This window comes from Citrobacter sp. TBCS-15 (assembly GCF_005280815.1).
In the GTDB taxonomy this organism is placed as follows: domain Bacteria; phylum Pseudomonadota; class Gammaproteobacteria; order Enterobacterales; family Enterobacteriaceae; genus Citrobacter; species Citrobacter werkmanii.
Genome location: NZ_SZWK01000101.1, coordinates 666,512 through 689,222 on the forward strand (window position 1 = coordinate 666,512; position 22,711 = coordinate 689,222).

Annotated in this window: 19 protein-coding genes; 9 read left to right on the forward strand and 10 right to left on the reverse strand. The window is 52.2% G+C overall.

The window, feature by feature from the left end; all coding sequences use genetic code 11:
* Nucleotides 1–7: 7 nt before the first annotated feature.
* The 7 genes from csiR to FDW96_RS06295 form a co-directional block, all read right to left on the reverse strand.
* Nucleotides 8–694 (reverse strand): DNA-binding transcriptional regulator CsiR, encoded by a 687-nt coding sequence (gene csiR, locus FDW96_RS06265; RefSeq protein WP_061382314.1) that lies wholly within the window; start codon nt 692–694, stop codon nt 8–10.
* A gap of 45 nt (nt 695–739) precedes the next feature.
* A complete protein-coding gene (gene gabP / locus FDW96_RS06270) occupies nt 740–2,140 on the reverse strand; it encodes a GABA permease (RefSeq protein WP_061382313.1) in 1,401 nt (466 codons plus the stop codon).
* 141 nt (nt 2,141–2,281) lie between these two features.
* Nucleotides 2,282–3,565 carry a 4-aminobutyrate--2-oxoglutarate transaminase gene (gene gabT / locus FDW96_RS06275; RefSeq protein ID WP_042313152.1) on the reverse strand — a complete coding sequence of 428 codons (1,284 nt, stop codon included), beginning with the start codon at nt 3,563–3,565 and terminating at the stop codon, nt 2,282–2,284.
* A gap of 25 nt (nt 3,566–3,590) precedes the next feature.
* Entirely contained in the window at nt 3,591–5,039 is a 1,449-nt protein-coding gene (gene gabD, locus FDW96_RS06280; protein ID WP_137365362.1) for an NADP-dependent succinate-semialdehyde dehydrogenase, read from the reverse strand.
* Nucleotides 5,040–5,062: 23 nt separating this feature from the next.
* A complete protein-coding gene (lhgO, locus tag FDW96_RS06285; protein WP_137365363.1) occupies nt 5,063–6,331 on the reverse strand; it encodes an L-2-hydroxyglutarate oxidase in 1,269 nt (422 codons plus the stop codon).
* Between the two features lie 19 nt (nt 6,332–6,350).
* Nucleotides 6,351–7,328: a glutarate dioxygenase GlaH gene (glaH, locus tag FDW96_RS06290; RefSeq protein WP_137361185.1), complete on the reverse strand. Its 978-nt coding sequence runs from the start codon at nt 7,326–7,328 to the stop codon at nt 6,351–6,353.
* 259 nt (nt 7,329–7,587) lie between these two features.
* Nucleotides 7,588–8,190, reverse strand: coding sequence for a short chain dehydrogenase (locus FDW96_RS06295; protein WP_137365364.1), 603 nt, complete (start codon nt 8,188–8,190; stop codon nt 7,588–7,590).
* A gap of 98 nt (nt 8,191–8,288) precedes the next feature.
* On the opposite strand from FDW96_RS06295, the gene FDW96_RS06300 reads away from it, so the two are divergent.
* Nucleotides 8,289–9,179 (forward strand): LysR family transcriptional regulator, encoded by an 891-nt coding sequence (locus tag FDW96_RS06300; RefSeq protein ID WP_137365365.1) that lies wholly within the window; start codon nt 8,289–8,291, stop codon nt 9,177–9,179.
* 34 nt (nt 9,180–9,213) lie between these two features.
* Here the strand turns inward: FDW96_RS06300 and FDW96_RS06305 are convergent, their stop codons facing one another.
* Genes FDW96_RS06305 through FDW96_RS06315 form a run of 3 tightly spaced genes read right to left on the reverse strand, consistent with a single transcriptional unit; the run spans nt 9,214 to nt 12,165 of the window.
* A complete protein-coding gene (locus FDW96_RS06305) occupies nt 9,214–10,728 on the reverse strand; it encodes a tripartite tricarboxylate transporter permease (protein ID WP_042313169.1) in 1,515 nt (504 codons plus the stop codon).
* 10 nt (nt 10,729–10,738) lie between these two features.
* A complete protein-coding gene (locus FDW96_RS06310) occupies nt 10,739–11,173 on the reverse strand; it encodes a tripartite tricarboxylate transporter TctB family protein (RefSeq protein ID WP_094301039.1) in 435 nt (144 codons plus the stop codon).
* 14 nt (nt 11,174–11,187) lie between these two features.
* Nucleotides 11,188–12,165: a tripartite tricarboxylate transporter substrate binding protein gene (locus FDW96_RS06315; protein ID WP_038632908.1), complete on the reverse strand. Its 978-nt coding sequence runs from the start codon at nt 12,163–12,165 to the stop codon at nt 11,188–11,190.
* 153 nt (nt 12,166–12,318) lie between these two features.
* Between FDW96_RS06315 and tctD the strand changes: the two genes are divergently transcribed.
* From tctD to FDW96_RS06355, 8 genes are all read left to right on the forward strand, one after another.
* Nucleotides 12,319–12,993, forward strand: coding sequence for a transcriptional regulator TctD (gene tctD / locus FDW96_RS06320; RefSeq protein ID WP_061382312.1), 675 nt, complete (start codon nt 12,319–12,321; stop codon nt 12,991–12,993).
* Nucleotides 12,980–14,392: a sensor histidine kinase gene (locus tag FDW96_RS06325; RefSeq protein ID WP_042313175.1), complete on the forward strand. Its 1,413-nt coding sequence runs from the start codon at nt 12,980–12,982 to the stop codon at nt 14,390–14,392. The genes tctD and FDW96_RS06325 overlap by 14 nt, the downstream gene beginning before the upstream one ends.
* A 358-nt stretch (nt 14,393–14,750) precedes the next feature.
* Entirely contained in the window at nt 14,751–16,166 is a 1,416-nt protein-coding gene (locus FDW96_RS06330; RefSeq protein WP_061382311.1) for an undecaprenyl-phosphate glucose phosphotransferase, read from the forward strand.
* Complete coding sequence (locus tag FDW96_RS06335; RefSeq protein ID WP_061382310.1) at nt 16,156–17,442, forward strand: outer membrane beta-barrel protein; 1,287 nt, start codon at nt 16,156–16,158, stop codon at nt 17,440–17,442. The genes FDW96_RS06330 and FDW96_RS06335 overlap by 11 nt, the downstream gene beginning before the upstream one ends.
* 1 nt (nt 17,443) lies before the next feature.
* Nucleotides 17,444–18,001, forward strand: coding sequence for a polysaccharide biosynthesis/export family protein (locus tag FDW96_RS06340; RefSeq protein ID WP_137365366.1), 558 nt, complete (start codon nt 17,444–17,446; stop codon nt 17,999–18,001).
* A 2-nt stretch (nt 18,002–18,003) separates the two neighbouring features.
* Complete coding sequence (locus FDW96_RS06345; RefSeq protein ID WP_042313186.1) at nt 18,004–20,133, forward strand: tyrosine-protein kinase domain-containing protein; 2,130 nt, start codon at nt 18,004–18,006, stop codon at nt 20,131–20,133.
* Nucleotides 20,130–21,341 carry a lipopolysaccharide biosynthesis protein gene (locus tag FDW96_RS06350; protein ID WP_137365367.1) on the forward strand — a complete coding sequence of 404 codons (1,212 nt, stop codon included), beginning with the start codon at nt 20,130–20,132 and terminating at the stop codon, nt 21,339–21,341. Before FDW96_RS06345 ends, FDW96_RS06350 begins: the two co-directional genes overlap by 4 nt.
* Nucleotides 21,338–22,708, forward strand: coding sequence for a capsular biosynthesis protein (locus tag FDW96_RS06355; RefSeq protein ID WP_137365368.1), 1,371 nt, complete (start codon nt 21,338–21,340; stop codon nt 22,706–22,708). Before FDW96_RS06350 ends, FDW96_RS06355 begins: the two co-directional genes overlap by 4 nt.
* Nucleotides 22,709–22,711: the final 3 nt, after the last annotated feature.

Sequence of the window (22,711 nt, forward strand, 5' to 3'; positions counted from 1 at the left end):
TGCAGGCTTATTCCGTCAGCAGCTTGCCGGCCATCGCCTGTTGAATAATTGGAATCGGCGTCAGCAGGTGCTGGCGCATTAATTCGCTAGCGCGCACGGCATCGCGTGCCAGAATCGCTTCGGTCAGTGTTTGATGCTGATCGTGTTTATCTTCCAGCATCTCAACTGACAACACCGTTTTACGTAGCCAGATAAACCGGTAACGTGCCGCTAAATCAAACAATCGTTCGCGCATTTGCAGCAGATATTGGGAACCGCAGCCGGCGACAATCGCCGAGTGAAACGCCTGATGGCGCTGATCCCATTCATCAAGCATCTGTTCGCTGGCGTCCACGGCTTCAAGCTTACTGAGCATATGCGCCCTGGCTAAAATCTCCGCTTCCCAGGCATCGTCGCCGCGTTCGATGGCCAGCGCGACCAGCATGGCCTCCATATTGGCGCGGGCATCGAAAATATCGAGCAATTCCTGCTCGGACATCGGGGCGACACGATACCCTTTCTGATTGACCACCGTGACCAGTCGCTCCGCCACCAGCTGTGAAAGCGCTTCGCGCAGCGGTCCCACGCCAAGCTCGTAGCGCGAGGTCAGAAGGCTCATACGCAGTTTCTCATCAGGCTGATAAATACCGCGGATGATGTCGTTCTTTAGCCAGCGGTATCCATCAATGGCCGTCGGTTGGGGAATGGCGGTCATGGTCTTACTCCTGAATAAATGTCCCGGCGTGCGCCGGGAACAGATTTAATGCGTATTTTGCAAGGGTGCTTTTTGCCACGATAGCAGTTTTTTCCAGCGTGCCATAATGGGCACCGTGCAAATAATTCCTATGGCTAATAACCCGGTAGAGATGACTTCCAGTTGTTGCGCCGGGCGAAAGAGCATGACCACCAGCACAAAGATAATAAAGGCGATGACCAGCCAGGTAAGCCACGGATAAAGCCACATTTTCAGTTTAATTTCACCACCTCGCGCCAGCAGAATTTTGCGCATCCGCAGTTGGGAAATAGCGATTACCAGATAAACCAACAGAGCGATAGCACCAGAGCTGTCGATCAGGAATTTAAACACTTTGGCCGGGGCGTAATAGTTGACTACCACGGTGAGGAACGCCGCCCCCGTAGACAGTAACACCGCCACGTAAGGCGTTTTACTGCGGTTAGTTTTCCCCATAAAGGCGGGGGCATCGCCACGACGGCTCAGGGAATAGAGCATACGGGATGAGGTATACAGCGCGGAGTTCAGACAGCTGGTCACCGACAGCAAAATGACGCAGTCCATGATCAGTTTCGCGTGCGGAATATGCAGTAACTCCAGCACCGAGCGGTAAGAACCCACTTCTTTTAGCCCCGGCATGTTCCATGGGATCAGCGCCACCACCACGAAAATGGAGCACAGATAGAAGATGGATATACGCCAGATAACCGAGTTGGTGGCGCGGACGATGTGTTTATCCGGGGTGTCGGACTCGGCGGCGGCGATGGTGACAATCTCAGCGCCCATGAAGGAGAACATGGTGATCAGCATCGCGCTGAGTACGGCGCCAAAACCGTTCGGCATAAAGCCGCCCTGATCCCACAGGCGTGAAACGCCGCTAACCTCGGCATAAGGATAGAAACCGCTAATCGCCACCGCGCCGAGGACAATAAACGCCAGAATGGCAATCACTTTGCACAGCGCCAGCCAGAATTCGAATTCACCGTAATTTTTGACGCTCAGCAAATTACTGCCAGTTAATGCCAGCGTGATAACCAGAGAAAATAACCAGACAGGTATGCCAGGGATCCAGGAATGCAGAATGATGGCGGCAATATTGGCCTCCAATGGGATAACCAACACCCAGAACCACCAGTACAACCAGCCGATGGTATAACCTGCCCATGGGCCGATGGCTTTATCGGCGTAGGTGGAAAAGGAGCCGGTATCCGGGGTGGCGACGGCCATTTCGGCCAGCATGCGCATAATCATCACCACCAAAAGTCCGGCAAACAGATAAGCTAATAATACCGCGGGACCGGCTTCTGCAATCGCCACGCTTGAACCTACGAATAAACTCGCGCCGATAACCCCGGCAATAGACAGCATGGTGACGTGGCGTGATTTCAGCCCGCCCCCTAAATCATGTGATTGTGACACTTGCCCCATCTTTTAAACCTCTCGAAAGTATTTCACTTGGGAGAGCACCCCGGCATTCCCGCGCCGGGGCACGCGTATTATTGTTATTGACCCTATGTGCCGGATGGCGGCTCCGCCTTATCCGGCCTATGGATTGCGTTTTTTATAGGGTTAGCCCTGCTTCGCCTCAGCAAAACACTGGGCGATGATGTCCAGCCCCTGGCGGATTTGCGCATCTTCAATGGTCAGCGGGACAAGGATGCGCAGTACGTTGTAGTAAGGTCCGCAGGAGAGCAGGATCAGCCCTTTATCACGCGCGCGGGCCACCACTTCCGCGGTCAGTTTGGCGTCTGGCTTCGTATGGTCGCCGTCTTCGAACAGTTCGATGGCGATCATCGCCCCCAGCCCACGCACGTCGCCAATTTCGCGATGCGTTTCGGCGATAGCAAGCAGGCCTTCGCGCAAGGTTTGCCCCAGTTCGTTGGCCTTTTGCAGCAGATTTTCCTGTTCGAAAATGTTCAGCACCGCCAGCGCGGCGGCACAGGCAATCGGGTTACCGGCATAGGTACCGCCCAGGCCACCCGGCGGGATAGCGTCCATGACTTCGGCGCGACCGGTTACTCCTGCCAGCGGGAAGCCGCCAGCGATAGATTTGGCGAAGGTGGTAAGATCGGGTGCTACGCCCATCTGCTCCATGGCGAACAGCGTACCGGTGCGGCCTGCGCCGCTCTGCACTTCATCGGCAATCAGCATGATCCCGTGTTCGTCACAAATGGCGCGCAGACGCTGCATAAATGCCGGGGTGGCCGCGTAAAAACCGCCTTCGCCCTGGACGGGTTCAATTACGATGGCGGCAACGTCTTCCGGCGCGGCATCATTTTTGAAAATACGATGAATGCTGGCGATAGCATCATCTTCGCTGATGCCATGCAGCGGGCAAGGATACAGCGCGCGATAGACGTGACCCGGCATCAGTCCCATTCCGGCAGAGTACGGATTTACTTTTCCGGTCAGAGACAGGGTGTAGTGGGTACGACCATGATAAGCACCGCTGAAGGCGATCGTACCTGTACGTTTGGTGGCGGCGCGGGCAATTTTCACCGCGTTTTCCACGGCTTCAGAACCGGTGGTCACCAGCAGAGTTTTCTTGGCGAAATCGCCCGGCACTTTCTTGTTCATGATTTCGCACAGCTCCAGGTATGGCTCATAGGCCAGCACCTGGAAGCAGGTATGCGACAGTTTTTTCAACTGCGCTTCTACCGCAGAAACAATCTGCGGGTGCAGGTGACCGGTATTCAGCACCGCAATACCGCCAGCAAAATCGAGGAATTCGCGGCCTTCAACGTCCCAGACCCGGCAATTTTCTGCCCGCTCGGCAAAAATAGGGTGGATCTGTCCTACGCCACGGGGAACGGCGTTGCTGCGACGTTGCATAAGTTCTTTGTTGGTGCTCATCAGGTGTTCTCCAGTATTTGTTTTATTAAAGGCCGATGCACATATATTTGATTTCTAAGTAGTCTTCGATGCCGTATTTCGATCCTTCACGGCCAAGACCGGAGGCTTTGATCCCCCCAAATGGGGCGACTTCGTTGGAGATGATGCCGGTGTTAATCCCGACGATGCCGTACTCCAGCGCTTCGCCAACGCGGAAGACGCGGCTTAAATCACGGGCGTAGAAATAGGCTGCCAGGCCAAACTCGGTGTCATTGGCCTGTGCGATGACGTCAGCTTCGTCTTTAAAGCGAAACAGCGGCGCCAGCGGGCCAAATGTCTCTTCTTTGGCGACCTTCGCGTTGTCCGGCACATCGACCAGAATGGTGGGCTGGAAGAAGTTCCCGCCCAGCGCATGAGGTTTACCGCCAGCGATAATGCGTGCGCCTTTATCCAGGGCATCGGCGATGTGCTCCTGCACTTTGGCGACCGCTTTTTCGTCGATCAGCGGCCCGGTAGTGACATCTGGTTGCAGACCATCACCGAGGCGCAGCTTGCTCACCGCCTGTTCGAGTTTTTCGGCAAACTGGTCATACACACCGGCCTGAACGTACAGACGGTTGGCGCAGACGCAGGTTTGCCCGGCGTTACGGAACTTCGACGCCAGCGCGCCTTCCACCGCTTTGTCGAGATCGGCATCGTCAAAGACGATAAACGGCGCATTGCCACCCAGCTCCAGTGACACCTTCTTGATGTCTTTGGCACACTGTTCCATCAGCTGACGGCCAATTTCGGTGGAGCCGGTAAATGACAGTTTGCGCACCAGCGGGTTGCCGGTCAGTTCGTTACCGACCGCGCTTGCTGAACCGGTCACCACGCTGAATACGCCAGCCGGGATCCCGGCGCGATTGGCCAGCTCTGCCAGCGCCAGTGCGGAATAGGGGGTTTGGCTGGCCGGTTTAAGCACCATGGTGCAACCCGCCGCCAGTGCCGGACCGGCTTTGCGGGTGATCATCGCCGCCGGGAAGTTCCACGGCGTAATCGCGGCGGTCACGCCGATTGGTTGCTTGATGACGATCAGACGCTTATCTGCCTGATGGCCGGGGATCGTATCGCCATAAATGCGTTTGCCCTCTTCGGCAAACCACTCAATAAATGAGGCGGCATAGGTGATTTCGCCTTTGGCTTCCGCCAGCGGCTTACCCTGTTCCAGGGTCATCAGACGAGCAAGATCGTCCTGATGTTCAATCATCAGGTTGAACCAGCGACGCAGAATATTGGCCCGCTCTTTGGCGGTCAGTGCACGCCAGGCGGGTAGAGCGCGGTTCGCGGCGTTAATGGCTTCACGGGTTTCATCCGCCCCCATTTTCGGTACGCTACCCAATTGCTGACCGTTGGCGGGATTGGTCACCGCGATGGTCTCGCCGTTGTTGGCGTCACGCCAGTTGCCGTCAATCAACGCCTGTTGGCGAAATAAGGTTGGATCGTTCAGTTGCATAATTGCTTCCTGTCTTAATCATGTTAACGGGTGAATGCGGCGTGTAATGTCTCCACGCTACGTGCCGCACGCAGCGTGCGTCCGGGATTATTCTGGCTCTCCAGCAGTGCATGAACTTTGCCGACAATATGCGCGCCGATAGGGATCGCTGACGTCGCCGCTGGAGAAGGGGCGTTGCAGGTATGAATGGAGCGTGGCGTAGTGACAAACAAGAAATCGTCGATCAGCTTGCCGTCCGGAGACACAGCCTGCGCCCGCACGCCTGCAGGCCACGGTTGCAGATCTTTCTGCGTCAGACTCGGACAATACTTTTGCACCAGCCGCAGGTAGCCGCTTTTGCACAGTGAATTCTTCATTTCGCCAAGCCCGGAGCGCAGGTTGTTTTGCAGTACGCGGCGGATGCCGGAAGAGCCGAAGATCTCCAGCGTATCGCTGAGTGAGAAATCGCGTTTGCGGTAGCCTTCGCGTTTAAATGCCAGTACCGCGTTGGGTCCCACCGTGACGCTGCCATCAATCATGCGGGTGAGATGCACACCGAGAAACGGCATCGCCGGGTCGGGGATCGGGTAGATCAGATGATTGACTATCTGATTATGTTCTGACGCCAGACGGAAGTATTCGCCACGGAACGGACAGATGATAAAGCCGGGTTCAACGCCGAGCATTTTCACCAGTCGGTCCGCCATCAGGCCAGAACAGCTAATCAGCGTTGACCCTTCATACTCCTGACCCTGACGGGTATGGACGATCACGCCCGCGGCATGCTCTTTCAGCGCGCTGACCTCGGCGTTATAAACAATCTCACCGCCCTTGGCCTGGAAAATCTTTGCCATCGCGGCGGTTACTTCGCGGTAGCTGACGATCCCGCTCGACGGGACGAAAATGCCGCCCAGCCCGGTGATATTGGGTTCACGCTCGCGTAGCTCCTGCGCATTCAGCCATTCGCGTTCCAGGCCGTTAGCGGCGGTGCGATCCCATAGCGCGCGCATGCGTTCCATTTCCAGAGCGGAAGTGGCAACCAGCATTTTCCCGCAGACGTCGTAGCGGATGCCGTTTTGATCACAAAAGGCTTTGGTGGCGCGATTTCCGGCCAGGCAAAACTGCGCCTTCAGGCTGCCAGGCGTGTAATAAACCCCGGCATGAATCACGCCGCTGTTATGGCCCGTCTGGTGACAGGCCGGGCCGGACTCTTTTTCCAGCAGCGCGATTCTGGCGTCCGGATAGACATCAATCAGTTGCATGGCGGTCGACATGCCGATAATACCGCCGCCAATAATCACAAAATCATACATCCGCTTTTTTCCTTCGCGCTTACTGATGGGTCTGGTAGTGGTTGGTCGCGTAAGCGAAATAACCACGCTGGCGCATCAGTTCGCGGCGCAGGTCAGGGTGCGAGGTGAAGCGGTCGCGACCGTGCAGCCAGAACAGGTTGTTAATCAGCAGGAATTTACCCACGGGAACCGGAACGGAAATAATGTTCTTGCTGGTTTCCAGCGCATCGGACAAGTCGCTCAGCCAGACGCCTTCTTCATAGTCTTTTGGCTGGACGAACTGGTCGATGTAGCGCATTACCGGGCGGCCCAACTGGTCAACGTCAAACACCGGATGGAACACATCCTTGCTGACGTTTTTGCTTGGCGGGGCGGCAAAGCGCATCGCACGACGCGCCAACGGATGGGTAAAGTACTGATCCAGATGCTCCCAGTCGTCGAGATGCAGCAGCAGCGAGTTACCGCCGGTCATGTTCTGCTCGTCGATCTTCATCATCAGCACGTAATCGGTGATTTCTTCGAGGTAGGTTCCGTCGTTATGCAGCTCCATAACACGGTGCGGCTGGCGCAGATAGCTGTCTGAGTTATCGACGTTTTTCACCACAAAACGGGCATAGTATTGACCGCTCATCGCATCAAAATTGGAGCGTCCGATCAGATGCGCGACCGCCGTTGCCAGCTTGACCATCTCTTCAGCCTGCGCCACGTCATCCACGCCGACGGCGTTGATCAGCAGCGCCCCTTCGGCACGATCGAGCAGCGTTTTCAGCAGCAGGGGCTGTAACTGGTTGCCGCACAAATCATCGAGGATCTTGCCCACTTTGAAACGCAAGAAAGATTTGTATTCCAGGGCCTGCACCGGCCACTGCGCGACGGCCTGCAGAAATTGCTCAGTGGTTTCGGCAGAAAAAGTCAGCTCCAGCAGGCGTGGAGACTGGACTGATGGTTTCAGTGTGAAACCGCTGTAGTGCTGGGCTGGATCTTCAGCGTTCGGTTGTACGGCAGTCAGTGCGTTCATCAAATCGATCCTCTCAGTAGATTGTCAGGGAGATATGGCGCAGCTCGTTTCGTAGCCATAAATTAAAAATATCTACATTTTTGAAAAACGCGCACAGAATGAACTTGTTTGTTTCTTATTTGTGATCAAAAGCAACAATTATTTAACATTATAAAAGGTGAGGATATCTGCGAGTAGAGGGAAGGTTGGCAAGAAAATGTATTTTAAAACATAGGGTTAATTGCTCTGTCGCTGGCGATAAACCAGCGACAGCAGTAAGTCAGTAACCGACTTGATAAATGCGACCCGTTTGGATGCCTTCCACACTGCGGCGATAGGCGTTGGCAACGGTGGCGGCCGGGACGCTTTCGAAGCCAGAGAAGAAATCGTCGTAGGCTGCGGCGGATTCACTGAGTACGGTTGGGCTAATCAGGTTGATGCGCAGTCCACGACCCAATTCACAGGCTGCTGCGCGAACAAACCCTTCCAGACCGGCATTGATTGTTGCCGCATTTGTGCCTTGCGCAATGGGTTCATGAGCGATAATACCGCTAATGAGCGTAATCGAGCCGCCATCATTGAGGTAATGCTGCCCGGTTAAGGCCAGTCGTATTTGCCCTAACAGCTTATCCTGTAAACCCTGATTAAAATTCCGATCGGTCATGGTGGATAACGGCCCAAAGAACAAATTGCCGGTGGCGGAAACGATCGCGTCTACCCGACCGACTTTTTCAAACAATGCCTCGACACTCTTCTGGGAGGTGATATCGACCTGGTAATCACCCTGGCTGCGACCCACACGGATCACTTCATGTTTACGGCTTAATGTTTCTGTAACCGCACGACCCACCGTACCGCTGGCACCAACAATAACAATTTTCATAACCACCTCCGCATTAGTGTGAGCCGCTATTCTTTAATGAAAATGAAATCGGATAAACTGGCTAAAAGTTAGATGATTACTAACCAGGGGTTTGCAATATGGATAAACTGCGCGGCATGGAAACGTTTATCGCGGTGGTGGAGAGCGGGAGCTTTACCACCGCGGCAACGCGACTGGGGATGTCTGCGGTGATGGTGGGGAAATATATCACCCACCTTGAAGCGCAACTCGGTACGCGCCTGCTGGAGCGCAACACTCGCCGCCAGAGCCTGACCGATGCCGGACGAGTCTATTTTGAAGAGGCCCGGCGTGTGCTGGAACAGGTGACGATAGCCGAACGTTCAGTGGAGCGTCTGCGGCTGGCGCCTGCGGGGACTCTGCGCATCAGCGCGCCAACCTCCTTTGGTGCCTGCGTGATCTCGCCGTTGGCCGCCTCGTTTTTACAGGCCTGGCCGGAAGTGCGAATTGAACTGGATCTGACCAATCGAATGGTCGATCTGGTGAATGAAGGGGTTGACCTGGCGATCCGCATTGGCGATATCCATCAGACTGATGTGGTGGCGAAATATCTGTGTCCGTACCGTATGGCGATTTGCGCTTCGCCGGATTATCTCGCTCGTCATGGCACCCCCTTCACGCCCGCGGATCTGGTGGATCATTTGTGCCTGTCCCACACCGTCTGGACGGCCCGCAACGAATGGATGCTACCGGGCGCAGGGGGCGAAGTCAGATGGAAACGCGATGCGATCCTGCGCTGTAACGATGGTCATGGCCTGCGTATGGCGGCAGTGGCGGGGGCGGGGCTGCTGTTACAACCGGAGGTGCTGCTGGCGAAAGAGTTAGCTACTGGCAGACTGGTGCGGGTGCTGGAGGCGTTTACGCCGCAGCCGCGACCCATTCATTTGCTGTGGCGGCAAGATTTGCGTGCGTTGCCGAAACTGACGCGGTTTGTCGAGCACGTTCTTAGTGCAGTTCAGGAATTAAGATGAAAATGCCGGATGGCGATGCCCATCCGGCATATTACTAGCCGATATCCACCTGCGGTTTGCTGTTACGCTTACGGATCAGGCGCAGCACCGGCGGGATCACGATAACCAGTACCGCCATCACCAGCAGCACTTTTGCTACGCCGCTGGCCCACAGAATATCCATGCTGCCGTTACTGATAGACAGCGCCCGACGCAGGTTTTGCTCCAGCATTTCGCCCAGCACGAAGCCTAAAATCAATGGCGACATCGGGAAGTGCATCTTACGCAGAATGTAGCCCAGTACGCCAAGGGCGACCATCAATACCAGATCAAAGGTAGTGCTGTGAACGGCGTACACGCCTACCGCTGAGACTGCTGCGATAGCGGGCACCAAAAACCACAGTGGGATGGTCAGCATACGGGTAAACAGACCGATCAGCGGGATGTTCATCACCAGCAGCATCACGTTGGCAATCAGCAGCGCCGCAATCAGTCCCCAAACGATATCCGGTTGTTCGGTGAACATCGCCGGGCCAGGAGTGATGTTGTACAGGGTCAGCGCGCCCATCATCACTGCCGTGGTGCCGGAGCCTGGAACGCCGAGCGTCAGCATCGGAATAAAAGAGCCACAGGCCGAGGCATTGTTCGCGGCCTCAGGTGCCGCCACACCGCGAATATCCCCCTTGCCGAAGCTGTCGCTGTTGCCGCTGAGCTTTTTCTCGGTCATGTAAGTGATAGCGCTGGCAATGGTTGCCCCTGCGCCAGGCAGGACGCCGACGAAAAAGCCGATCACCGATGAACGCAGGGTGGCGCCCACGCACTGCGCGCCTTCTTTGGCATTGAACAACATGCGGCCCGTTTTACGCACCAGCGTCTGGCCACTGCTGGTATGTTCCAGCATTAACAGTATTTCTGAGACAGAGAACAACCCAATCACTACCACGATAAACTGCACGCCGTCGGAGAGATGAACACTGTCAAAGGTAAAGCGATAAACCCCGGTGTTGGCGTCCACGCCGACGGTCGCAAGGCCGAGACCGATAAGCGCTGCCAGAAATGATTTCAGTGGATTTTGCGCCATCATGCTGCCGAGACAGGCAATGGCGAAAACCATTAAGGCAAAGTATTCCGCCGGACCGAAGGCCAGCGACCATTGGGCTAACGCTGGGGCAAACAGAATGATGCCGCCGATAGCGATAAGCGAACCAAAGAATGAGCTGACCGCCGAGATAGAGAGCGCGACGCCGCCGCGCCCTTGCTGCGCCATCGGGTAGCCATCCAGCGCAGTCATAATCGCTGCCGCATCGCCGGGCACGTTCAGCAGGATGGAGGAGATACGCCCGCCGTATTCACAACCAATGTAGACCGTCGCCAGCAGGATCAGCGCAGATTCAGCCGGCAGGTGCAAAGCGAAAGCCAGCGGCAGCAGGATCGCCACGCCGTTGATAGGCCCGAGGCCGGGCAGCAGCCCGACGATGGTGCCGACAAAGCAGCCAATCAAGGCGATAACCAGGTTTTCCGGCGTCATCGCCACCGCGAAACCCTGAGAAAGATAAATCCAGGTATCCATCGTTTCTCCGTTAACCCAGCCAGGCGCCGAGTGGTAAGGTGACGTCAAGCAGCCGGTCGAAGGCATACCACAACAGAATGCCGAGGACCGCGCCGGAAATACCCGCAGCCGGAATGGTTGCGCCGAACAGCATGCCAATCACCACGGTAAGAATGGCGGTGGCGATGGGAAAACCGAGCCATTCAAAACCCCAGGCGTACATCAACAGAACAATCACCATCGTCAGCAGCTTTTGCAGCACATGACGGCGAGGCCAACTGATGGTGTCCGGGTGGCGCAACAGCAGCGCCACGGCGCATAACAGCATCAGGCTGATAATGCCCAGCGGAAAGGGACGCGGGCCAACCGGCTCATAGCTGTATTCGCTGCTGATTTGCCAGGCCACGAACAGCCCGGCTATACAGAGCAACAGCCAGATACCTGCAAAAATACGATCGCTCATCATCTTTGCCTCTGCGTTTATTTCGCCAGACCGAAGGCTTTCGCCTGCTCACGATAATCCGTGACCTGCTTCTTCACGTACTCGTCGAGCTGCTTACCGCTCATGTTGAACTCGAACAGGCCGCGGAGATCGCGCTGCTTTTTAAATTCCTCGGTCTGCTGGAGTTTGTTAAAGGCATCGACCCACCACTGGTATTCGGCATCGCTAACTTTTGGTCCAACGTAGAAGCCACGAATGATCGGCCACACCAGGTCGTAACCCTGCTCTTTGGCGGTTGGCACATTGGCTAACTGACCCGGCAGGCGTTCTTCAGAGAACACCGCCAGCACGCGGATTTTGTCGCCACTGAGATAAGGCACCATCTCGCTGAGATCGCCGGAAACTACCTGCACGTGATTGCCCATCAACGCGGTAACCGGTTCGCCGCCGCCTTCAAAGGCTACATAGCGCATCTTGTGCGGATCGACGTTGGCTTTTTGCGCCAGCAGCGCCGACTTCATCCAGTCCTGACTACCGATTGAGGCACCCGCGCCAATAACTACGCTGTTAGGATCTTTTTCCATTGCCGTCAGCAGATCTTTCAGCGTCTTCCATGGTGAGTCCTGGCGTACGGCGATCATGCCGTAATCCGTGCCCACGCTTGCCAACCAGCGCACGTCATCCACGCCATAGCGACCAAATTTACCTTGTGACAGGTTCAACAGGGAGCCGCCGGAAAAAGCCACCACGGTACCTGCTTCAGCCGGGCGTTGAGCGACGATTGCGTTATAGGCCACAGCGCCAACGCCGCCGGGCATGTAGGTTACGCGCATCGGTTTTTCGATAGCGCCGGTTTCCATCATGCTCACCTGAATCAGCTTGCAGGTGAGATCGAAGCCACCGCCGGGTTTCGCCGGGGCGATACATTCGGTGCGCGATGGCGCTTGTTCTGCCAGAACAGAGGTACTCATCAGTAAAATGCTTGCAGTAAGGGTACGAAGTAATTGTTTTTTCATTGTTTATCCTCACACCGGAAAACCGGATTTTCAGGTACGAAAGAAGATTTTTGTGATTATGTGAGCCGATGTGTAGCAGTTCGGTTGCGTGATTGTTAAAACATTAACCTTTCAATTCCCTTTCAATGCGGCAGAAACTTTACAGGATGTGATATGCGTCTCTTATTAGCGGAAGATAACCGTGAGTTAGCTCACTGGCTGGAGAAAGCGCTGGTGCAAAACGGTTTTGCCGTTGACTGCGTTTTTGATGGTCAGGCGGCCGATCATCTTTTACATAGTGAAACGTACGCGCTGGCGGTGCTGGACATCAATATGCCGGGGCTGGACGGTCTTGAAGTCGTCCAGCGGCTGCGCAAGCGCGGCCAGACGCTCCCCGTTCTGCTGTTGACGGCGCGCGGCGCGGTGGCCGACAGGGTGAAAGGGTTAAACGTCGGGGCCGATGATTATCTGGCAAAGCCGTTTGAAATTGAGGAACTGGATGCCCGGCTGCGGGCTTTGCTTCGTCGCAGCGCGGGGCAGGTACAAGGCATACAGCAACTGGGCGAACTGGCGTTTCATGATGAAGGCTACTTTCTGTTGCAGGGGCAACCGTTGGCGCTTACGCCGCGTGAGCAGGCCCTGCTGACGGTGCTGATGTACCGTCGGTTGCGCCCGGTTTCGCGCCAGCAGTTGTTTGAGCAGGTCTTTAGTTTGAGCGATGAGGTCAGCCCAGAAAGTATCGAACTGTACATCCATCGTCTGCGTAAAAAACTTCAGGGAAGCGATGTACGTATCGCCACGCTACGTGGTCTGGGCTATGTGCTGGAGCGTAGCGATGAGGTGGGTTAAGCCTCAGTCATTGTATCTGCAACTGCTGATGTTTCTGGGATTACCGCTGCTGTTGCTGTGGGGGCTGTCGGCGTTTAACAGCTATGTCAGCGCGTTACAGGCGGCGACTCAGGCGTATGATCGGACACTGCTCTCGTCCGCCAGAACCGTCTCTGAGCGGTTAGTGGTGCGTAATAAACGGCTGGAAGTGAATGTGCCGTGGGTGGTGTTGGACAGCTTTGAACTGAATATGAACGACAGGCTGTATTACAAAGTGGTCGACCCGGCGGGGAAGGTGATATCAGGTTATGACGATTTACCTGCGATGCCGCCTGCCACCTCGCGCACACGACTTTATCCGGCGCTGGCGTGGTTTTATCACACTGAATATCGCGGCGAAGCAATCCGCGTGGCGCGTTTGCTACAGCCCGTCAACGAGGGCGGTATTATCGGCATGGCAGAGATTTATGTCGCTGAAACGCTGCAATCACGGCGTTATCTGGCGCGACAGTTGCTGTTCTCCTCGTGGGTTTCGCAAGGACTGCTGGTAATGCTCACGCTGGTGCTGGTTGGCTGGCTGCTGCGCCGGGTGCTACGTCCGATGCGCCAGTTGTCATCGCTTATGGTACGTCGCGAGCCTGGGCTGCTGACGCCGTTGCCGGAGCTGTTGCCGTGGTCGGAAACCCGTCTGCTGATTGTGGCGTTTAACCGCTATCTGGACCGACTTCGCGGCCTTATCTCTCGTCAGGAACGCTTCAGCGCGGACGCATCCCATCAGCTCAAAACGCCGCTGGCGGTACTGAAAACTCAGGCGGCGGTAGCCCTCGCCAGCCCGCAGCCTCAGCAGTGGTACGAGAGTTTACAGGCCATGAGCGTGACTCTGGATAACACGATTCAACTGACGGAAAGGCTGCTTCAGCTGTCGGCTGTGAAGCGCAAAGAGCAGGGAGAAAAGCACTTCTCACCGGTTAATTTGTATGAGGTGGTGCAAAGCAGCTGTTTTACCCGGCTGGCGCAGGCACGCAGTAAAGCTATCGATCTGGGTTATGAGGGGGAACAGGGCGCGGTGTGGATTGAGGGCGATGAAGTCCTGCTCGGCGAACTGTGTGGGAATCTACTTGATAACGCCCTGAAATATACGCCGCCGCATGGTGTGGTGACAGCCCGACTGCAGCGTGAAGGCGAAGCCGTGGTGCTGATGATCGAGGATAGCGGGCCAGGTATAGATGATCAGATGGTTCATCAGGCGATGCTACCGTTTCATCGACTCGATAACGTTGGCAATGTCCCAGGCGCAGGAATTGGTCTGGCGCTGGTTAACGACATTGCGCGTTTACACCGTACACATCCGCAGCTGACACGTAGCGAAATCTTAGGTGGGTTAAGCGTGCGGGTGCGCTTTTTAAGCGTTGCTGGCTGAGATATTTTTATTGTGGTGTTTAGCCGCAATGGAAGGGTGATTCAAAATAAATCAAATAACACCATTGTGAAATTTGTCATACCTAAAATGTTTTCGCGTAGACCATAAATTGTTAACTGTCAATGATGGTTTTGTTGTGAAAAATTGTCTTTTTTGATTTTATGGTAAATGGTTTGGTTGTATTAATTTCCTTTAAAATCATAGTTATAAAATCACTCAGCGGCGAATTTTCACACATGCAAACATTATTTTTTACATTTACTGACAATGGAGCATTGCGTTTTTTAGACTTGTGATATAATTAGCATCATGAAATGAGAAAAAAATAATTAAATATCAATAGATAATGGGCTGAGATATGCTTAAAAAATCGCTAAAGATTAGCAGTCAAGGATATCCAGTCTTTTTAAAACTGGTTGATTTTATCGTTATTAATGTGACGTTAATTTTTAGTGCTCATCTGCTGGGGTTGATGCCATTTAACACCATTGCTATTCTGAGTATTCTGTTCTCCGTCTTTTTTTTATTGTTTGCTGAATATATCAAAATTTATCAGCAAAAGATTAAAACGATTGGTTTGCGTAATCAAAAGCGGTTACTTTTTTGTACGCTGTTGGCTATATTTTTTAACGAGCTGGTGAGTATGACGGTGGCAGAGCCGGAGTCCCTCGGTTACTTAGACAGGCTACCTTCGCCTTTTTATTCTGCCATTATTTACTGGTACTTTATTCCATTACCTTTTCTTTATTACATTCGCTTTTTTATTTTTAAATATTCAACGAAAAAGAGTATGCGCGTGGCGATTATTGGTTTGACCGACAATGGTCTGGCCGCGGAAAGCGCGTTACTGAATGAGTACGCCGATATCAAATTGGATTTGGCTTTTTATGATGAGCGTGCGTTATCGCGCTGTGGCGACATCGTGGATAAGGTCAAAAGCCCATTTCGTGGCCCGGTGATTAATCTGGTTGAGGAAGCCCGACTGGGAAATATAGACGAAATCTATATCGCTTTACCGATGGTGGCGCTGCATCGCATCCGCCATTTTTTGACCATGATGTCAGACACCACCGTAGATACCTATATTGTTCCTGACTTTTATACCTACAGCAACAATATGTCCAAGTTACGTTCTATCCATAACCTGCAAACCATCGGCATCTTTAGCTCGCCGTTTGAAGGGGCGGGTTCGTTTATTAAGCGGGCAGAGGATTTGGTGCTTGGCAGTATCATTATGCTGATGATTTCGTCGCTGATGTTGGTTATTGCTATTGGTATCAAACTCACTTCTCGTGGGCCGGTGTTTTTCAAACAAGACAGGTATGGCCTGAGTGGGCAAAAAATTAAGGTCTGGAAATTTCGCACTATGCGCGTTATGGAGAATTCCGATACGGTAATTCAGGCCACGAAAAACGATCCGCGGGTGACGAAATTCGGTAGCTTCTTACGCCGTACATCTCTGGATGAACTTCCGCAATTTATTAACGTATTGCAGGGAAGTATGTCGATTGTGGGTCCCAGACCCCATGCGGTTACGCATAATGAGCAGTACCGCAAACAGGTCGAAAATTACATGATCCGCCATAAGGTAAAGCCTGGCATCACCGGACTTGCGCAGATTAACGGTTTTCGTGGGGAAATCGATGCGCTTTATAAGATGGAAAAACGGGTTCAGTACGATATTGAGTACATTCAAAACTGGTCACTTTGGCTGGATATAAAAATTATCATTAAAACTATTTTCAAAGGATTTGTCGGTAAGAATGCATACTAAATTAATCGTTATTACCGGAATCGTGATATCGCAGCCCGCATGGGCTGATTTAACACCGAAATCACACATCGGCTTTGCGGGGATCGACTTCCAGGGCAAGGTCGCTGTGGATTATGGTTATAATGATAACGTGACTTATCAGCCACATAACAGCGATGCTGTCGGTTCCTCGTTTCAGAGCGCAGCGCCAGTGCTGAGTATGATCGGTGAGCGCGGTCAGGATAAGTATTTACTGATGTACTCTGGGGATTACCGTAACTACTCAAGCGATTCTGCTGATAACTACACCGATCATTTTTTCCGTTTTAATGGGGCCTGGCGTTATGGACTCATGCATGGCTTAACCCTCAATCTGGAGGATTCACTTGGGCATGAATCCCGTGGCCGCGGAATTACCGAGGGTTTTTTACCCAGTCAGTTTCAGCAATATGGGATTACCTCACCGCTGACGACAAATTTCATCAACAGTGAACTGCGCTACAGCTATGGTGCGCCAGATGGGCGTGGCAAAGCGGAACTGGCGTTGTTATACAAAAAACTGACTTTCGGTAATACTTCTGATGTACAGGATACCAGTGAGGATTTTTACCATTACATTCAGGAACAGGAATGGCATGAAAATAGCCTGGTCGCGGAAATTTTTGACCAATACACATCCAGAACACGCTTTCGCTATAGCTTTATTACTAACCAGCGTCGCTATGACAACAACTCAGAAAAAGATACTAATGAATACTATTTGCTGTACGGCATGAAATCGCAGTTGACTGGAAAAACCAACGTCGACATGAATATTTCATGGTTGTACAAAACATTTGAAAACAGCGCAAACTCGCATGATTTTAATGGTCTGAACTGGGACATAAAAGCAGAGTGGAAGCCGCTACAACAGTCGGTTTTCACGGCCCACTCGGCGCAAAGCATTAAAGACCCGTCGGAAGTTGGGGGATATATTTTAGTGACCCAGTATGGCATTTCTTACCAGCATTTCTGGTTAGGTAATCGTTTTTCGACTTTGCTGGATTATTCATACACTGCGGAAGACTATAAAAAACAGAACAAGGACCGGCATGATAAAGATGGGGTGTTTAGCGTCACAATGAGCTACGACTATACGCCATCGGTTAATTTTGAGATTAAATATCAATTAGATACATTGAATTCGAATAAGGATACTGACTCGTTTTATATCGGTCCCAACGACAACCAGGAAGTTATTAGAACGTTGGGTTATGATAATTCTATGATTATGCTTAAAGCTAAGGTTCAGATCTAAAATGAAAATAATAGAACTGTGCGCGTTTTTGCTATTCAGTATCCTGGTGGTCGGGTGCTCAACGTCCGGCCCAAGATTAATGGACGATCCTGCTGCTGTTCAGCAGGATTACCGGCTTGGGGCGGGGGATACTGTCAATATCGCTGTTCACGGTCAACCCGATATGACGATGCGGTTTATTTTGGATAAGAGCGGGGAGATTAATTTTCCGTTTGTGGGCGCTCTTAAATTAAAAGATAAAACTGTCGATCAAGTGACCAACGAATTAACTCAACGGTTGACGGGAGATTACTTTACCACGCCGATGGTGACGGTGAGCATTGCCGAGTTCCGTAAATACTATGTTTCAGGTGAGGTGAAAAGTCCGAACGGATTTGCCTGGGAGCCAGGTCTTACCGTCGAGAAATCTATTGCGCAGGCAGGGGGATTTACAGATCGTGCTGACCGACAAGATATCAACATTCGCCTGTCTGGCAGCAATCAGCTGCTTGAGAATGTCGATTTAACGCACTCTGTTCATCCTGGGGATGTCGTGATTATTGGCATGGGGTTCTTCTGACGATGAAACTATCTATAGTGGAAAACGGCAAAAAACGAGAAAACACTGTCGAATTCTCCCGCTTTGCCAAAGAGCTGAAAAAGAACGCCTGGAAAATCGTGCTGGCCGGTATCGTTGCCGGGGTAGTGGCATATCCAATAATCAGCATGATGTCCTCAAAGTATGTCTCAACGGCGACGGTACTGATTAAAGCCCAGGCCGATAACGTTTCTCCGTTCCCACAGGTTGATGGTTTCGATTCAACGCGCAGTGGTTACTACGAAACGCAATATGCGTTGATGCATTCACGTATTGTGCTTGAGCAAGCCGTTCGCGATATGAAGCTGGATGAAAACCCGGAATTTATTGGGGAAAAAACCGGTGGACAGGGGGCGGAAAGCAGTGAAAACCGACAGTTGAGGATGGAGCAAGCGCTGAAAACGTTGTCGAAAAACCTGAATGTTATCGGTATTCGTACAACGAACCTGGCATCTATCACCTATGAATCCCCCTCACCGCTGGTGGCTGCTGACGTTGCGAATGGCGTCGCGCAGGCTTTCATCAACTATACGGTGGAGCAAAAGCGCCTGAAAGTAGAGAAAGCCCGCGAACTGAATTTTGAAAAAATGGAAGAGATTCAGAAGTCGATAGCGAAACAAAAAGAGGAGATGGACAGCTATCTGAAAAACGCCGGGCTGCTGACCTTTCGCGGTATCGATGGTTTTGAAACCGAGCAGTTAAGTATCGTCACCAATCGCCTGGCTGATGCGACCCAGCGTCGCGTTGCCGCTGAATCTGTCTATAACGAGGTGAACAGCGGAGGGCGGTCGGCGGAGAGCGTTATCTCTCAACCTTCGATCTCTAACCACGCCCAGATTCAGGATTTACGTATCGCGTTAATTCAGGCGCAGCGCACGTTGTCTGAACTGCGCAAAGTATACGGGCCGAAAAATCCCGCAATTTTAAAAGCAGAAGCTGATGTCAAGTCGATCCAAAGTCAAACCGGACGGGTACTGGGTGAGCTGAAAGAGGGGTTACGTCAGCAATATCTGGCGGCGCTGGCGGATGAAAAGAACTATCAGCAGCAGGTGGCGCAGCAGAAAGAGATCTTCCAGAAAATGGCCTCAAAACGCGATGCCTGGAACAGCCAAAAGCTGTCGTTAGATAAAATGGAAGATCTGTATAAATCGCTGTATCAACGTACTCAGGAACTGTCGCTGTCCGGCGTGAATGCTGACGCGGTGTTATATGATCCTGCCGTTCCCGCGCTAAAACCCGCGAAACCGAATAAATCCCTCTTGTTGGTGATGGTGGTTCTGCTGGTGGTGGTGTTCAGTATCATGTATTTCATTGTCAAAGCGGCGATGGACAACTCAATCCGTACGTTGAGTCGTATGAAAAAACGCCTGAACGTTACTCCACTGGGCGAAATTCGTCGGTTTAGCGGAACCTCAGGGCGCGCGCAGGTTCGCGACATGATCCTCAAGAATCCACTGAACGCCGATATTGTGCACGGTATCCGTACCCGGATTATATTGGATAATCGACCATTGCAGACGCTCGCCGTGGCGTCGACGGAGCACCGTGAAGGGCGCTCATTGCTGGCGAGTCTGTTAGCAAACTCCTTTAGTTTCGACCAGAAAACGCTGCTTATTGATGCGGATTTCTTCAATACTGACGGACTCTCATCCGAGTTGGCATCGGCAACGTCCGCAGGCGTAGCGGAACTGCTGCGTGGGGAGACCCAGCTTGAACAGGCGCGGATCAAGCTCAGTGATAATCTCGATTTTATCCCGCACGGGAAGACCACCCTCTCTTCTCTGCTGATGTTGTCGTCCGGGCACCTTGAGCCTTTAATGCACGAACTGAAATCCCACTATCAACGCATCATTATCGATGTGGCTGCGGTAAATCAGAGTCAGGATGTGCAATTGATTAAACGTGCCGTTGATGGCGTTATTTTCATCGTGAAAGCCGGCTCGGGTTCGGCGGGACATATTGCCAACGCGCTGGACAAGATCGAGGAAAATAACGGCGTTGTGATTGGCGCTGTGTTGAATGCGGTTGAAGAAAAAGACCTTGAAACGCAAGAGGGTCTGCGCTCACTGAACTTCAGTACCGATCAACTGATGACGACGCCAGGTCGCGTATGAGTCTACTGAAGAGCGCCTCCACGATAGCCGGTTCATCAGTCATCTCACAGTTGATTGGTGCGCTGTCTATCTGGTTGATCTCACATAAGTACGATATGGCTGAAGTGGGGCTTTATGCGCTCAACTACAGTATTGCCGTGGTGGGCGCTCAGGTCTGTACCTTTGCATCACAGCTTTTAATTCCTAAACAGCAGGATGATGAACTGGTACAGAATGTCGTGTTTTGTCTGATACAAAGCACGATTATTGCCTTACCCTACGCCGTATTGACCGCGTGGTTGTTCCACCAGAGCATACTGTTCCTCTATTTACTGACGCTTGCTACGGCGTGGGTTCTCATCTCGGAAAACCTGTCGCTGCGCACAGCTAACTTTCGTTTTCTGATCTTCCAGCGCATTTCTGTTTCTGTGGTGGTATTACTTTCGATACTGGTTACGCATCATGTGCAGCTGTTTTATTGGTCGTGGGCCTGTGCGACGATGGTACTGACGGTAAGCTGTATATTGCATTCGTTTGATATTCGTTCGGTGGCGGTCCAGCATTTACGACCCGCCAGCAACTGGCATTTTTTTAAACAGAATATTCATCACATCACTAAAGTTGGCAGCGCTGAGGTGTTGGCGATGGCTAGCAGCAATCTACCGGTTATGCTGATTAACTTCTGGTTTTCGGCGCTGACCGCCGGTTATTTTTCCGTGGTCAGCCGCTTCTGCCTGGCGCCGGTGGTGATCATCGGGAACGCGGTGCGTAATACTATTTTTTCCAAGTGGTCTATCGATTTCAGAAACAACACCTTTAATTATCAGGAGTATACCCGGGTACGGATGCTACTGTTGGTGCTGGGGGTTATCTGTACTCTTGGCGTGTTTATTTTCTACCCGATTGTGATGCGCCTCGGTTTTAGCGAAGACTGGATTAACTCCATTGAAACGTCTCGCTACATGCTACCCTACCTGTTCCCGGCGCTGGCGATAAGCCCCCTGACGGTAATAGAGCTTATTTTTGGTTCCCACCGCTATTTTCTGCGCATCCAGTTGGAGCAACTGGCGATTGTGTTATTCGCTTTTGTCGTGACGCCCTATTTTTATAAAGACTATGCAACGTCGGTGATTTTGTTTTCTTCACTGACATTTATTCGCTACGCCTTTATTTATTTGAAAATGAACAAGCGGGCTAATCTGCTGAAAGACAGGCCGGTGATACTATGACGCTGAATACCGGATATTATTTACAGGGTTATACCTTCGTTACGCTGATCCTCTGTGGCCTGGTGCAATACTTTACCGGCATGCAGTCAGTGCTGTGGATTCCTTTTTTCCTGACCTTATTGATGGTGGGATTACTGGTGATGCAGACGCGGGATGGCTCGCTGCGTCTGGATGCGCAGGAGACGATAGTACTGGCGCTGTATTTCTCGTTCCTGATACTGGCCGGGGCCTCAACTCTGATTCAGGGTGGGATCACCGTCGCGATTGTGGCCTTTAAAAATGAAATTGCGCTGTCGCTGATGATGATCTGCTTGCTGCTGGGATTTTGCCGGGAGTCGCAGATTTATCGCGTGACTCGCTATTTCTACTGGGTGTTTTACGCGCAGATCCCGGTCATGATTTATCAGGTTTTACTGGTTGTTCCCCAGCGTGTCGCGGTGCGTGGTGAAGATGAAAAATGGGATTCCGTGGTGGGTACCTTTGGCGGCGACCCGATGGGGGGAGGTAACACTGCCGCGATGGGCCTGTTTTGCCTGCTGATTATGCTGTTAAAGGTCTCTGAGTATAAGCACGGACTGACCACGTTTAAATCCATGGCGTTGCACATTGTGCTCGGGATCGGGCTGTGCATTATTGGTGAAGTAAAGTTCGTTATCCTGCTATCGCCTCTATTCCTGGCGTGGGTGTGGATCTCACCGAGCTACGTTAAAGATGTTAGTAAGGTTAATCTGAAGACGTTGTTGGTTATTGTGGCGGGGATGTTGCTGCTGATTAGCCTGTCGATAGTGATCCTTGCATATTATTATTCTACTGCGTTTGGCGGCGATCCGTCGAAAAGCGCGTTGAGTATTTTTATCGACTCTTTGAGCTATATTTTTGATCCGAACTACATCATGTCTACCGGGGAGTTAGGGCGCTTTACGACCTTCCTGTTCTGGCTAAAAAATAATGATCTGTGGGGACTGTCAGGAACGTTATTTGGCTATGGACTTAACGCCACTAACAGCGGGAGTACGGTATCGCCGGGCTTTCTGAATATTATTTATAACTTAATCCTCGACTCGACTTCTCTGAGTATGCTGCTGTGGGAAGTGGGTGTGATTGGCACGTTAATCTTCATTAGCTTATTTATTTATATCCTGAAAATATGTCAGCCCAAGCCTTTACTGATGCTTGAACAACTGGACCAGCAGGATCTTCAGTTGTTGAGCTTTGCTCCGGCATTTAATGCTTTTGCGATTGCTTGCTTAATTAGCTTACCTTACAGCCAGATACTGATGATTACACCGATGTTACAATTCCTGTTCTATTTATCACTAGGATCAAGTTTAGTGATTCGTCGAACCGTCCTTCGCTGCGTAGGGTAATTG

Excerpts from the sequence above, each read along its gene's own strand:
- csiR (WP_061382314.1), bottom strand. The coding sequence starts at position 694 with ATGACCGCCATTCCCCAACCGACGGCCATTGATGGATACCGCTGGCTA.
- gabP (WP_061382313.1), bottom strand. The coding sequence starts at position 2,140 with ATGGGGCAAGTGTCACAATCACATGATTTAGGGGGCGGGCTGAAATCA.
- gabT (WP_042313152.1), bottom strand. The coding sequence starts at position 3,565 with ATGAGCACCAACAAAGAACTTATGCAACGTCGCAGCAACGCCGTTCCC.
- gabD (WP_137365362.1), bottom strand. The coding sequence starts at position 5,039 with ATGCAACTGAACGATCCAACCTTATTTCGCCAACAGGCGTTGATTGAC.
- lhgO (WP_137365363.1), bottom strand. The coding sequence starts at position 6,331 with ATGTATGATTTTGTGATTATTGGCGGCGGTATTATCGGCATGTCGACC.
- glaH (WP_137361185.1), bottom strand. The coding sequence starts at position 7,328 with ATGAACGCACTGACTGCCGTACAACCGAACGCTGAAGATCCAGCCCAG.
- FDW96_RS06295 (WP_137365364.1), bottom strand. The coding sequence starts at position 8,190 with ATGAAAATTGTTATTGTTGGTGCCAGCGGTACGGTGGGTCGTGCGGTT.
- FDW96_RS06300 (WP_137365365.1), top strand. The coding sequence starts at position 8,289 with ATGGATAAACTGCGCGGCATGGAAACGTTTATCGCGGTGGTGGAGAGC.
- FDW96_RS06305 (WP_042313169.1), bottom strand. The coding sequence starts at position 10,728 with ATGGATACCTGGATTTATCTTTCTCAGGGTTTCGCGGTGGCGATGACG.
- FDW96_RS06310 (WP_094301039.1), bottom strand. The coding sequence starts at position 11,173 with ATGATGAGCGATCGTATTTTTGCAGGTATCTGGCTGTTGCTCTGTATA.
- FDW96_RS06315 (WP_038632908.1), bottom strand. The coding sequence starts at position 12,165 with ATGAAAAAACAATTACTTCGTACCCTTACTGCAAGCATTTTACTGATG.
- tctD (WP_061382312.1), top strand. The coding sequence starts at position 12,319 with ATGCGTCTCTTATTAGCGGAAGATAACCGTGAGTTAGCTCACTGGCTG.
- FDW96_RS06325 (WP_042313175.1), top strand. The coding sequence starts at position 12,980 with ATGAGGTGGGTTAAGCCTCAGTCATTGTATCTGCAACTGCTGATGTTT.
- FDW96_RS06330 (WP_061382311.1), top strand. The coding sequence starts at position 14,751 with ATGCTTAAAAAATCGCTAAAGATTAGCAGTCAAGGATATCCAGTCTTT.
- FDW96_RS06335 (WP_061382310.1), top strand. The coding sequence starts at position 16,156 with ATGCATACTAAATTAATCGTTATTACCGGAATCGTGATATCGCAGCCC.
- FDW96_RS06340 (WP_137365366.1), top strand. The coding sequence starts at position 17,444 with ATGAAAATAATAGAACTGTGCGCGTTTTTGCTATTCAGTATCCTGGTG.
- FDW96_RS06345 (WP_042313186.1), top strand. The coding sequence starts at position 18,004 with ATGAAACTATCTATAGTGGAAAACGGCAAAAAACGAGAAAACACTGTC.
- FDW96_RS06350 (WP_137365367.1), top strand. The coding sequence starts at position 20,130 with ATGAGTCTACTGAAGAGCGCCTCCACGATAGCCGGTTCATCAGTCATC.
- FDW96_RS06355 (WP_137365368.1), top strand. The coding sequence starts at position 21,338 with ATGACGCTGAATACCGGATATTATTTACAGGGTTATACCTTCGTTACG.